Source organism: Bradyrhizobium vignae (assembly GCF_004114425.1).
Classification (GTDB): Bacteria; Pseudomonadota; Alphaproteobacteria; order Rhizobiales; family Xanthobacteraceae; genus Bradyrhizobium; species Bradyrhizobium vignae.
This window is the reverse complement of sequence record NZ_RDQF01000103.1, coordinates 1-12,456: the sequence shown is the minus strand read 5'-3', so window position 1 is coordinate 12,456 and position 12,456 is coordinate 1. Positions and strand designations below refer to the sequence as shown.

9 protein-coding genes and 2 pseudogenes are annotated in these 12,456 nt (G+C 58.7%); 8 read left to right on the top strand and 3 right to left on the bottom strand.

Going from position 1 to position 12,456, the window contains the following annotated elements; all coding sequences use genetic code 11:
- The 4 genes from EAV90_RS38145 to EAV90_RS38130 form a co-directional block, all read left to right on the top strand.
- On the top strand, window positions 1–231 hold a 231-nt coding region (locus EAV90_RS38145), incomplete at its 5' end, for an NAD(P)(+) transhydrogenase (Re/Si-specific) subunit beta (RefSeq protein WP_164937046.1).
- Between the two features lie 415 nt (window positions 232–646).
- Window positions 647–1,906 (top strand): Glu/Leu/Phe/Val family dehydrogenase, encoded by a 1,260-nt coding sequence (locus tag EAV90_RS38140; protein ID WP_129146374.1) that lies wholly within the window; start codon window positions 647–649, stop codon window positions 1,904–1,906.
- 298 nt (window positions 1,907–2,204) lie between these two features.
- Window positions 2,205–4,238, top strand: coding sequence for a methyl-accepting chemotaxis protein (locus tag EAV90_RS38135; protein ID WP_129146373.1), 2,034 nt, complete (start codon window positions 2,205–2,207; stop codon window positions 4,236–4,238).
- Between the two features lie 146 nt (window positions 4,239–4,384).
- Window positions 4,385–5,047 carry an aquaporin gene (locus EAV90_RS38130; protein ID WP_129146376.1) on the top strand — a complete coding sequence of 221 codons (663 nt, stop codon included), beginning with the start codon at window positions 4,385–4,387 and terminating at the stop codon, window positions 5,045–5,047.
- Window positions 5,048–5,344: 297 nt separating this feature from the next.
- On the opposite strand, the pseudogene EAV90_RS41565 reads toward EAV90_RS38130, so the two are convergent.
- Window positions 5,345–5,752, bottom strand: a pseudogene (locus EAV90_RS41565) (fumarate reductase/succinate dehydrogenase flavoprotein subunit); the annotation flags it as partial.
- A gap of 2 nt (window positions 5,753–5,754) precedes the next feature.
- On the opposite strand from EAV90_RS41565, the pseudogene EAV90_RS38120 reads away from it, so the two are divergent.
- Window positions 5,755–5,949, top strand: a pseudogene (locus EAV90_RS38120) (DUF4147 domain-containing protein); the annotation flags it as partial.
- Between the two features lie 124 nt (window positions 5,950–6,073).
- Here EAV90_RS38120 and glmS read toward each other — a convergent pair.
- Complete coding sequence (gene glmS / locus EAV90_RS38115; protein WP_129146375.1) at window positions 6,074–7,900, bottom strand: glutamine--fructose-6-phosphate transaminase (isomerizing); 1,827 nt, start codon at window positions 7,898–7,900, stop codon at window positions 6,074–6,076.
- A 374-nt stretch (window positions 7,901–8,274) separates the two neighbouring features.
- The gene (locus EAV90_RS38110) at window positions 8,275–8,469 is read right to left on the bottom strand and encodes a hypothetical protein (RefSeq protein WP_129146371.1); all 195 of its coding nucleotides are present in this window, start codon (window positions 8,467–8,469) and stop codon (window positions 8,275–8,277) included.
- A 940-nt stretch (window positions 8,470–9,409) separates the two neighbouring features.
- On the opposite strand from EAV90_RS38110, the gene EAV90_RS38105 reads away from it, so the two are divergent.
- From EAV90_RS38105 to EAV90_RS38095, 3 genes are read left to right on the top strand one after another with little or no spacing between them, the layout of a single operon-like run.
- A complete protein-coding gene (locus EAV90_RS38105; RefSeq protein WP_129146370.1) occupies window positions 9,410–9,733 on the top strand; it encodes a hypothetical protein in 324 nt (107 codons plus the stop codon).
- Entirely contained in the window at window positions 9,730–10,623 is an 894-nt protein-coding gene (locus tag EAV90_RS38100; RefSeq protein ID WP_129146369.1) for a class I SAM-dependent methyltransferase, read from the top strand. Before EAV90_RS38105 ends, EAV90_RS38100 begins: the two co-directional genes overlap by 4 nt.
- A 23-nt stretch (window positions 10,624–10,646) precedes the next feature.
- Complete coding sequence (locus EAV90_RS38095; RefSeq protein ID WP_164937290.1) at window positions 10,647–11,837, top strand: peptidogalycan biosysnthesis protein; 1,191 nt, start codon at window positions 10,647–10,649, stop codon at window positions 11,835–11,837.
- The last annotated feature ends 619 nt before the right edge of the window (window positions 11,838–12,456 follow it).

The window sequence follows — 12,456 nt, the reverse complement described above, 5'->3', positions numbered from 1 at the left end:
GTGATCGGCGCCAACGATGTCACCAATCCGGCTGCGGAAGAGGATAAGTCCTCTCCGATCTACGGCATGCCGGTGCTCCAGGTCTGGAAGGCCGGCACGGTGATGTTCATCAAGCGCTCGCTGGCCTCCGGCTATGCCGGCATCGACAACCCGCTATTCTATCGCGACAACACCATGATGCTGCTCGGCGACGCCAAGAAGGTCACCGAGAACATCGTCAAGGCGATGTGAACGACAGGAGCTAAGCATAGTTCGGAGCCTATCGACTCTTGATCAAGATCAGCGCGGTCGCGCCATAGATTTGAGCAACTGGGTCGCCTGATGGCCATGAGGCAATTTATCTTGCTTGCTCGATCTGCTGCAATGCAAGCTTTCGGAGACATTGAGATGCCGCCGCCGCCCCTTTGGATACCAGATTCGCAAGATGCTCCAGACCTTTCGCCTGCGACCACTTGGTTGCTGGCGATCGTGGCCGCTCTCATCAATCTCGCTGTCGTTGCGTTGGTCCTCTACTGGGCGTGAGCGCAAGCTGCGCTCTTGCGGTAACGGCGACTATCTCCACCTCCCGAAACCACATCACCGTTCAGGGCCCAAAGCGTCCGGGCGTATGAGCATCCAATTTTCATATCCAGCTTGAGGAGCTAGCGTGACTTCATATCGTGGGCCAGTGTTTGAGATGGCCGTGAAGCAATTCGAGGTGATCGCGAATTACCTGAGCATACCGGATGATGCCAGACCGCGCCTGTTGCTGCCGAAGCGATCTGTCACAGTATCTTGTCCAATTCACCGGGATGATGGCACGACCGCGGTGTTCGAGGGCTACCGGGTACAGCATCATTTGACGCTTGGCCCGACAAAAGGGGGCACCAGGTTCGCGCCCACAGTCGACCTCGGCGAAGTTGCAGCGCTCGCCATTTGGATGAGCTGGAAATGTGCCCTGGTCGGACTGCCGTATGGCGGGGCCAAGGGCGGAATCAATGTCGACCCCTCGACCTTGTCGAAGCGCGAGCTTGAGGCGCTGTCGCGCCGTTATATGCAGGAAATGATCCCGTTCGTTGGCCCGCACACCGATGTTATGGCTCCCGACCTCGGTACGAACGAGCAGATCATGGCCTGGTTCATGGACACATATTCGATGTACCAGGGCCAAACCGTCACCGAGATCGTGACGGGCAAGCCCGTCAGCGCGGGTGGAACGCTCGGCCGCCGTGAAGCGACAGGACGGGGTGTGGCTCATCTGGTCAGGCGCGCTGCGGACGAGCTCAAAATCCGTCTCAATGGGTCAACGGCCGTGGTTCAAGGATTTGGAAACGTCGGCTCGATCGCTGCGCTTGAGCTGCATAACATGGGAGTGAAAGTGATCGCCGTCAGCGATCACACCGGCGCGCTCTACCGCCCTCGGGGGCTCGACATACCACAACTTGTCCGGCACGCTTCCTCGCAAGGAAGCCTTGATGGCTACTCCAACGAGCTCGCTCTCGATCCTGCGGAGATCCTGACCGTGCCGTGCGACGTGCTTGTTCCGGCTGCCGTCGAACGGGTCATCGACGCTGGAACGGCCGCTAAGCTGCGCTGCCGGATCCTTGCCGAAGGCGCCAACGGACCGACTACGCCGGAAGCTGACCGAATCCTGGAAGCACGCCAGGACGAGGTGTTCGTCATTCCCGATATTCTCTGCAATTCGGGAGGTGTTGTCGTCAGTTACTTTGAATGGGTGCAAGACCTTCAGCGATTGTTCTGGGAGGAGGAGGAAGTCATGCGCAGGGAGTATCAGCTCCTGGATCGAGCCTTCGATCGCGTCCTGGCGCGAAGCAAAGGCGAAAATCTGTTCAATCGCACCGCGGCCATGGCAATAGGCGTCGAGCGTGTTCGCGGTGCCAAGGAAACACGCGGACTGTTTCCGTAACAACCTAGTGTTTCCCTCGCGTGCAACCGCCGTGGGCCCCGATATGTTGCCGCAAACCAAGCCACTTGAATGACGAGCTCCAACTGGCCTGTGCTCTCGTCCTGACGGTTTTCTTTGCGAGCACCGATACACCCAATCCACTGGCAGGCCGATCTGTCTGCCACTTCGCCTAGACTTGGCTGGGCCGCTGCCGACATCGGCAGCAGCATTCTTCAGTGTTGAGTGACTGTCTCGCGTCTTACAGTGTTTAATCGTCCGCAGGATTGGCAAGGCACGCCATTTAGAAGGAAAGAAAACATTGTTCTCAGCTCTCACACTTCGCGCACTTTCGTTTAAACCCACGTCATTGTGGCGCTTGCTCAAGCTGCCTAGTCTGGCCAACCGAACATTTAGTGCCTCCTTGCGATTAAAGATCGGCCTGCTTGGCATTATCGCGGTCATTGCGACCGGCTCGATCTGCCTGGTCGGGCTGAATCGCGCAGCGCAGGTCCAGGGCGATGCGGACGAGGCCGCTCGCGTCCGTGACCGGTTTGCGGCGCTCTCCCAGAGCTTTTTGGAATCGCAACATGTGACGACCGAATTCCTGCGTCGCCGCGACGATGCAATGATTGAGCGCCATGCGGAGCTGCTCAAGCAAGAAATGGCGATGCTCGGCGACATCGAAGCCTTTGCGGCGCGTTTGGCTGAGGGCGACCCTCTCAAGAGCTCCTCCGGACTGCGGAGCGGGATCGACCTCTACGCCGCTCGGTTTCAGAACATCGTCTCGGCCGAGCGCGCGCTTGGTTTTAACGGCGAGGAGGGGCTGCAGGGCGGGCTGCGCATAGCCGAGCTTCAGCTGAAAGGGCGGCTTGCCGAGCTCGACCAGCCAAGGTTGACCGCGCTCATGGAGACGATGCGCGGGTACGAGAAGGATTTCATGCTGCACGGCGAAGAAAAATGCGGCCAGGATTTTGACAAGTCTGGCGCCGAGTTCGCCGGGCTGTTGGCCGCTTCAGATCTCTTACCCGGTATTCGCGCCGAACTTGAGGGTCTTCTCAAGTCCTATCAAGCCGCATTTTCTGCCTTCATGTTGGTCCAGCAGTCGCTGAACGATGAGATGGAGGATATTGCCAAGGTTTATGGCAGCCATCGACCGGCATTGGCACAGGCGATCGCAGAAGCTGATCGCCGAAGCGCCGCGGCTGGCTTACGCGCGGCAAATGCCCGCGATCTCCTGTTTTGGCTGGTGGTTGGGGCGATGGGCCTGGTCGCGACCTTTGCGATGCTGTTCGGCCATCGCATTGGCAGTGCCATTTCACGGATGACGGCGGCGATGCGTCAGCTTGGTGCCGGTCAGTTCGAGATTGTTCTGCCGGGTCTTGATCGTAAAGATGAGATCGGAGACATGGGACGTGCGGTCGAGGACTTCAAGCACGGCATGCGCCAGAAGGCCGAGCGCGACCTTGCCGAACAGTTGGAGCGCGACCGCCTGCAGGGCGAGCGAAGCCGCGCGGAGCTCGTGCGGCTTGCTGATGGCTTCGAGGCGGCCGTCGGTAACGTTATTGAGACGGTGGCTAACGCCTCCTGCCAGCTTGAAAGCGCGGCACTTGGCCTTACTCAATCGGCCAAACACACGACCGGCGTTTCGAGCCACGTCTCGACAGCAACCGACAGCGCCTCTTCCAACATCCAGCTCATTGCTGCAGCGACGGAACAGATGATGACCTCCGCCTCCGAAATTGGGCGACAAGTGCAGGAATCCTCGAAAATTGCGCTGGAGGCGGTCCGCCAAGCGACGCAGACTGACAGGCAGATGTCCGAGCTCACTGAAGCGGCCGAACGGATCGGCGACGTCGTTCGGCTCATAGCGAAAGTGGCACGTCAGACCAACCTGCTTGCCCTCAACGCCACGATTGAAGCCGCACGTGCGGGCGAATACGGCACCGGCTTTGCGGTGGTCGCGCAGGAAGTCAAGGCTCTGGCCGATCAGACTTCTGATGCCACCTCGGAGATTGCCGCGCAAATCGGCTCGATGCAGTCGGTCGCTCGCAAATCGGTGATTGAAATCGCTTCCATTGGCGCAACGATCGACCGCATCTCGCAGATCTCCGGTGCTGTGTCGGAGTCTGTTGAACAGCAGCTCTTCGCAACGCGCGAGATCGCGCAGAACATTCAACAGACCGTCGCGCGAACCTCGGACGTTGCGAGCGGAATGAGCCAGGTCGCCCATGCCGCCGGAACCACGGATACAGCGGCAAGCGGCGTCCTGCAGTCGGCGCAGGCGCTGTCCAAGAGCAGTTCTAAGTTGAAGGCTGAATTGAGCCGCTTCACTGCATCCTTGCGACGAGCGTGAAAGGCCTACAGCGCAGCAATCGACGAGCCAAAATGTCTCTTGTGCAGGAACAGTCAATGCAGGCCGATGATCAACGAGATGAAATGGCGCGAAAGAGCGCACTCAAGGAGATCGGTCCTACGAAAGGCGCCGCTCGGACAATTCTGATGCCGTCCATGCGACGGCGCATTGTGTCAGAGTGGCTCGGAACGGCGTTCCTTGTCACTGCCGTGGTCGGGTCCGGGATCATGGCGCAGCGGCTCGCCGGGGGCAACGTCGCGCTCGCGCTTCTCTGCAACACCATCTCCACTGGTGCGATCCTGGTGGTCCTGATCCTGGTCTTCGGTCCGCTCTCCGGAGCGCACTTCAATCCCGCAGTCAGTCTGGCCTTGACTTTGCGCGGCGAACTGACGTGGCGAGCCATGTGGGCCTATATTCTTGCGCAGATTGCCGGTTCGCTCGCGGGGGTCTTTGCGGCGCATTTGATGTTCGATATTCCGCTCTGGCAAGTCTCGCTCACACAACGAACCGGAGCCGGACAGTGGATCGCAGAAGCCGCCGCAACGTTCGGTTTGCTCGTCACGATCTTCGGCTGTGCGAGCCGAACTCCCGCTGTGGTTCCTTACGGCGTTGGCTTGTATATAACTTCCGCTTACTGGTTCACCGCATCCACTTCGTTCGCCAATCCCGCGGTGACGATCGCACGATCGCTGTCCGACACCTTTGCCGGTATCGCTCCGAGTAGCGTTGTTCCCTTCGTCATCGCGCAACTGATTGGGGCCGTGGCGGCCACAACGCTCGCTGCATGGTTGTTTAGAAACACCGCCTGAAGCGCGATGAGATTAGGAAGAATCGTCACCCGCTTTAGATTCTTGTTTGAGCACGATCTTTTCAGAAAACACTGCACACTTCCCGGATCACGCTCTCGAGCAGGTGTCAGACGGCCTCTAGCTCGGCGAGGACGCTGCAAATCACGACAGAAGCATCAGAAACGAGCGAGGGATCCCGCTGCTCCGCGCCCTCTACGATGCCGCTGTGGCCGCCCCGACATCGTGCTGGCACCGCATCTGAAGCACCGATGTCTGATAGGAAGCGAGCGGGATCGTTATCTCCTGTTGTACTTCGGGTTAGACCGAAGCGCGGATGCGCTGCTTGTCATAAAGATCTTTCTCGTCGTCGGCTATCGGGATGACATACGGCTCGACGGCCCGTTTCTCGCGGGTCAACTTGCCGCCAGCTTGGACAGCTGTGTGGCAGAACCTGTTGACATTATTCTTGTCCGGAAAATCCGTCCGCCAGTGATAGAGACCTTCAGCGGCTTTCCTCCCGGTAGAGTGAGGCGTGCGCGGCCATGTCGGCACAGTCCATGATCGACTGCACCCTCGAGGGCGCGGATCAGTTCGTGCACGTTGCGCGCGATTATGCGCTCCTGCATGTCCTCCCGCGCCTTGGCGAGGCGGCGCATGCCGAGCTCATATTTTGCGCGTGATCTCCGGCGGCTGGAGATAGTCCTTGACCAGGCGGCGCCCGCGCCAAAGGCCGGGTGATCTGCCTCTCCGCCGGCAACCCTGCAGGCACGACGGCCACGGCCGCCGAGCGACACCATCTCGATGCGCTCAAGCTCGCTCCGGAACGGCTCGTCGGCATCGCGGCCACGCGTCACGGCCATGGCAGGCCGACGTGGCGTATTCAGGTCCAGGCAGGCCACCCCGTGCCCGACGAGGCCGGGCTGAATAGGTTCAAAGGCGAGAGCCTAGCTGCGGCGCGCCGGACGCAACTTACCAATGTTACCAACCCGCTCGAAGTACGCCAGATATTGTGGTGGTGAGCGTCGGATCGGCGAAAATCAGGGTAACCTATTCGACAGTGACCGACTTAGCGAGATTGCGTGGCTGGTCAATGTCTGTGCCCATCGCCAACCCAGTATGATACGCCAAGAGCTGCATCGGAATGTCATAAACTATCGGAGTAAAGCTTGTCCCCATGTCAGGCAATACGATGGTCGCGAGCGGGTTCACAGAGGCTGCCTCGGCCCCCTTTGCGTCGGTTATTAGGATGATGTTGCCGGCTCTTGCTGCAACTTCCTGCATGTTTGAGACCGTCTTTTGGAACAGCGGGTCGGGAGGGGCGATCACCACGACTGGCACACCATCGCTGATCAACGCAAGTGGACCGTGCTTAAGCTCGCCGGCAGCATAGCCGTGGGCGTGGATATAGGCGATTTCTTTCAGCTTCAGCGCGCCTTCCAGCGCCAGCGGAAACGAGCTGCCGCGACCGATATATAGCACGCCACGCGACTGGGCGAGCTGCCGCGCGACCTTCTCGATTTGTGATTCGGTTGCAAGTGCAGCTGTCATCAGGCGAGGAACTTCAATCAACTCTTGCACGAGCCTGGCCTCGCTCGCCGTGGACAATTCGCCACGCGATCTCCCGGTGGCGATCGCAACAGCCGCGAGCACGATCAATTGGCACGAGAAGGCTTTGGTCGAGGGGACGCCGATTTCGGGCCCGGCCAGCGTCTGCAGCACAGTCTCGCTCTCCCGCGCAATCGTCGACGTCGGCACGTTGACCACGGAGAGCGTGCGCAGTCCGTGAGATTTGGCAAAACGCAGCGCAGCCAGCGTATCAGCCGTCTCGCCGGATTGCGAAATAAGGATGGCAAGATCGCGCTCGCGCAAGGGCGGTTCCCGGTAGCGAAATTCGGAGGCGACATCGACCTCGACGGGGATGCGGGCCAGCCGCTCGAACCAGTATTTGGCGATGTGGCCGGCGTGGCTTGCGGATCCGCAACCGGTGATCAGTATTCGACCAATGTCATTGAAGTCGAAAGGGAGCGTCTGAGGCAATGCGACGCGATCGCCCGCCGGGTCGACATAGCGCGCCAGCGTATGGCCGGCAACTTCCGGCTGCTCGTGGATCTCCTTGATCATGAAATGACGGTGGTTTGCCTTCTCGATGAGGGCCGGCGACGCTCTACATCTCAGCACCTCGCGATGGACGATGACGCCTTGCAGGTCGTAGATCGTGAGGGAGCTGCGGGTCAGAACGGCCCAGTCGCCGTCTTCCAAATGGGTAATGGTCTCCGTGAAAGGCGCAAGTGCGATCTCATCCGAGGCCAGATACATTTCGCCTTCGCCGTGGCCGATAGCAAGCGGCGATCCGTTGCGAACGCCGATCAATAAATCGTCGCAGCCCTTAAACAGAAAAACCAGCGCGAACGCGCCCTGCAATTTGGGCAGCGAAGCCTTCACCGCGTCCTGAGGCGAATAGCCCTTAATCAGATGGGATTCGACCATATGAGCGACTACCTCTGTGTCGGTCTCGGAGGCGAATTGTGCACCCTTTCGTTCCAATTCAGCGCGCAGCTCAAGATAGTTCTCGATAATGCCGTTATGAACGACCGACACATTGTCGGTTGCATGCGGATGGGCGTTCTTCTCGCTCGGCTTTCCGTGGGTGGCCCAGCGGGTATGCCCGATGCCGATATTCCCAGACACCGGCTCGGCGCGCAGTCGGTTCTCTAAGGCTTTGAGCTTGCCCTTGGCGCGCCGTCGGTAGAAATGACCGCCATTCAGCGTTGCGACGCCTGCAGAGTCATAGCCCCGATACTCTAGCCGCCTCAGGGAAATGACTAATTGTTCAGAGACCGGACCGCGTCCCAAAATGCCGACAATTCCGCACATGTAGGTCAATAGGCTCCGTAGCTAGCGTTGAACCACATCGTCTTTCGAGGCACAGGCGGCAAGCTAAAGGCCTTGGCAGGTCAATGATTCCTCCCCCATTTGCCTGACCCGCAGGCAGCAATTTGCATGCCAGTACCGAGCGACTTTACAAGCTATCAGGACCGCGTCCCGGACGCGCTGTTCTGCGGATGTCATAATGCTGACCAAGCATTCCGCACTCAGCGGGAAGCAATCGAAACAGCGCTGGCCTGGCCGATCATCCGGTGCCTACCATCAATCGAGTAACACGGCTTGCAATGCCGGACAGGGACCCTGCTGACGATCGCTCGGCGCCTAAATGGAGCCGGGCTGCCGCCAGCGCCTAGAGGATTCGGTCAGCGCGGCCAGATACCGAAATCCGCTGTCCAGATCGCTGCCCGATCCAACATCGATCGGTAGTCGTGAGTAGCCGAGAGGAATTCACGTTCACCGGCGTGGTACATTCGGTCCACCCATTCTGCATTGTCCTTTGCCATGGCGGAACCCGGCGAACGTGCCGAAATCTGCAGCACGGCAAAACCCTCGTCCACAACTCTCCCTCATGCGCACAAGAGCTCTGAGCCGCCCTCGGCCCAACGCGATTTTTCCTCCTCAGCGCCATCGAAAGGGCCGACAGCAGGCGCTTGCCGCCTCGAACTGTTTTCTCCTCGCCCTCTTCACAGCTGTCTCTCTATGCAGACGAGTCTCGTCGGTGCGATGTGTTTTGAGGCGGTACACAGCTATCGTCGCTTTCGACGACTGTTTGCGTTTCCTTCCTACATTGCACTGGACAAAGACGTAGGCGATCAGGCTGATCATGACCTTGCCTCGCGATCTTAATAGCAGTGCGACTGCCATGCAGTCGCCGTGGTCGTATTCAGCCGTGTCTGGATCAAGACGTGCACGTGCGAAATGCGACAAGACCGGCCAAGTATTTCGCCGTGCGGCGGAAGTGGTTGTTGTGTCCGCCTGCTGGCCTTGCCTAAGCCGTTTGTGGCACGCACTTTGCTGAGGTCCTGCGCAAACTCGTTTCAATGTGGCCGTCTGGTAGATAGCCGAGCCCGGAGTTCATATGGCGATTAGTCGGTTAATCACATCAAGACGATCGACAAGCCGTCAATTGAAAACCGGTCGGGTGCGCCGCGATTTCTTCTGTCGTTCGTGCTGTACAGGAGTTGGCCGTTACTCACGCCCTGGAGAGCGGCAGCGACGCGCAGGAATGCGCCGAGCATCACAGGCGACCCTCGGCAATCATCGAGCGCGTGCCAACTATCGCTCATGTTGCCGGGGGCAACCTCATCGGTTTGTTCCTTTAGGGGACGAGGCGCTCTGCGCATTTTGCGCGAGGCTTTCGCCGAGCGATGTCCATCAGCTAAAGCGAGCAGCGCAAGAGCGTCGCCCTGGAATGCAGCGAGGCGATCGTCGCCTAGTCTCTTGGCTCAGAGCTGGCCACTTGAATTTTGATATGCCACGACACGAGAAGGATCGAAAATGGCTGTTGTCCGATTTGTATTTGCCGCACTGAAGCCGGGTGTCAGCGCAGCGGAATATGAACGCTTCGAACGTGAGGTCGACTATGTCGTCGCCGGTAAATTGAAGACCATTGTCAGCTATTCGACGCACCGCATCACGGAAACCGGCGCCGGCATATCGGGCGGTCCGTGGGACTATATCGAGCGCATTGAGGTGACCGATCGCAAAGCCTATCAAGCTGAGCTCGCCGTCGTCGGCAAGAAAATGCTCGAAGAACTCTACGAAAAGTATCTCGACAGATCTAAGACAGTGTCGGTCTGGTCAGAACGGATCGAAGCATGAGTCTCGCATCCTCACCGCTCGCTAAAGTTGCGTTATCCGGCGGTTCTTGCCCGTCCCCCGAAGAAGAAACACTGGGTTCGTGCCAACATGAGTATGGCAAATCGAGAGGTGCGTCTGTGTCCGACAGCGCGGCCCAATTCGATGAATTTGCAAGCCTGCACGAGAATATGACTGATTGGCCCCTTCAAAAATACATCGAAGTGCCGAGCGTACTAGAGGTGATCGGCGATGTTGATGGCCTGTCCATCCTCGATTTTGGGTGCGGCGCGGGGGCATATTCGCGAATACTTAAGCAACGCGGAGCAGCCTATGTTGTAGGATATGATCCCGCGCCAGGCATGCTAAACTACGCGCGGCGTCGCGCAGAGAAAGAGGGGATCAATCTCTCCTTCGTGGCCCATCTCCATGCCAACATGGCAGCCCAATTCGACTTGGTACTTGCATCCTATGTGCTGCCCTATGCCGCCACCAAAACTGAGCTGGACAGCATGTGCGCTGAAATGGCCGGGCTGTTGCGTCCTGGCGGGCGCTTGATATCGTTATCGACTCATCCAGCTTACAATCCACATCCAAACTGGTACGAACCCTGTGGCTTCAGGCTCGTCGTGGACAATCCTGAGAACCCATATTTAGAAGGTGGGCGTATCAAGGTCGAGTTCTGCAAACATGGAGAACAAGGCGGGATATTCGCATGGCATTGGCCCGCTCCTTCTTTGGAGAGTTCATTAGCACAAGCAGGGTTCCGATCGTTGAAATGGCGAGAACTGTTTGTGCCAACAGACGCCCCTTTAGATCAGCTTCCCAAGGAGCTGCATGCATATCTCCAAAGCCCGCACGCGATCATCATTGAAGGCATCCGTGCCCCACGCCATGCGGAACGACACCCATGACGTTTGTACCATTCAGGAGCAGCTTGTCAGCCCCGTTCCGCTCAGCGGTCGCCAAAGGTCTATCCGACTTTGACGAGCATGAATGGGATGCCCTCGTCAGTGACAACAATTTCTATAACAGCTACCGGTGGCTGCGAGCGCTCGAACATTCGTTCGGCGCAACAGACGTGCTTGCGGTCCGCGGGCCGGCCGGAGTCGTGGCTGCGTGCACGCTTTGGGAGGGAGACCAATCACCTGGTTTGTTCTTCCTACCAGATTGCATGGCGGGAATTCCCGGCCCTTGGCGACAAAGCTTTCTCTGGCTAGGTGGTCGGCGCAACACCCACAACGAGATACCCTGCATTCAGGGCAGGCGAAGGTACGAGGCTTTAGGCGAGTTTGGACGCAGCGCTCTAAAGTATGCGCAGGAGCGGGAATATACCGGCGTTGTAATGCCGTACATGCCCTACCCGGCGGCGGTAGAATTCGCGGAGCATATTGGGGGTACGGTCGTTTTGCATTCTGCCGAGGCCTATCTAGAAGTACCGGATACGGGGGTGGCGGGGATGATGGCGCGCTCGTGCGCGCACGATCGTAATCAAAGCAAGTCTGAAGTCGCGGCGTTCCGGCGAGCCGGGGGGAAGATCGGATGGGCCTCAGCCGAAGAACTCGATGACTCCATAGTCGCTGATCTCATAACTCAAAACAGGTCTCGACACGGAAGCACCAAGGGTCGCGACTGGATGGAAAGGATACTCGCCGGGCAGAGAAAGGCGGGGGTGTCGCAGTTCGGTGCCGCAGCAGTTTCCGAGTTCAACAACGAGATAACGGGGCTGGCCGTTTTCTATCGTTTTGGAACGGCACTTCACTTGCGCTACTTCGGGGCAGACTACAGGCGCGATCTGAAGGATTACAGATATTTCGTGTTGTGCTATTACGAGCCCCTCGATTACGCTGCGGCGCGCGGTCTCACGACATTGCGGCTTTCTACTTCTTCGTTACGCGCGAAAGTGAACCGAGGGGCAAAGATCGAGCCGCAAGCGATCGTCATCAAGTTCGTTGGTGAACCGCACATCCGCGACTCTGACGTCAAGGGGCACAATCTGCGTATGATCCGACAATATCAGGATCAGTTCGCGGGCCATCTTTGCGGGGACTGGGAGTTGGTCGAGCGTTACCAAGTTGCTGGGCGAGTAACTGCGAGATTGAGCAAGAGACGCCGAGATCTTGGGTAGGGTACTACGGTGCCCCTCGGCCCGACGCCAGGACTTGGACTGGAGATCCCGCGCTAGTTCTTCAAGCCGGAGCACGACCAAGGGACAGTCAAGGAGAAACCGCTGCGCACATTCTGGCACACGGTGCTCGACGATGCCATGACACTGCTGACTCGGGTCTCGAGGGTCGGCAGCGAGCCCCTTTGTGGCGGGAGATTTTGCGTCATTTCCGGCGCGGAGGGGGCAGGGCCGCAGCGGACACGCGAACAGGTTCGAAAGGCCGGTCGGGGGCGGTGCTTGCTTTGCGCAAGCGAGAGATCACACCTGACGTTGATAGGCTTTCGCGTGATCAGGTGCTCCCGGGCGTGGCGGCAAGGCTGGCAAGCATCGTTAAGATGAACGGATTAAGTCAGGTTAGGATGCGATCCGGCGGATTCGAACTCCAGTGAGGCTCCGCGGTTCTCGTTAGGCGCCATCGAGGTCCTTAGGCGCGACGCCTTCGCTGTGGTTCAGCGTGAGCGTCATCCAGGGACCACGCACTGAGGGCTGATCTGGTCGGCTAAGAATATCTCGCGGAATGGTTTGTCGCGGGGTCACAATGTCCAAGGATAGTCGTAAGGATAGTCGTAAGAATAGCGAT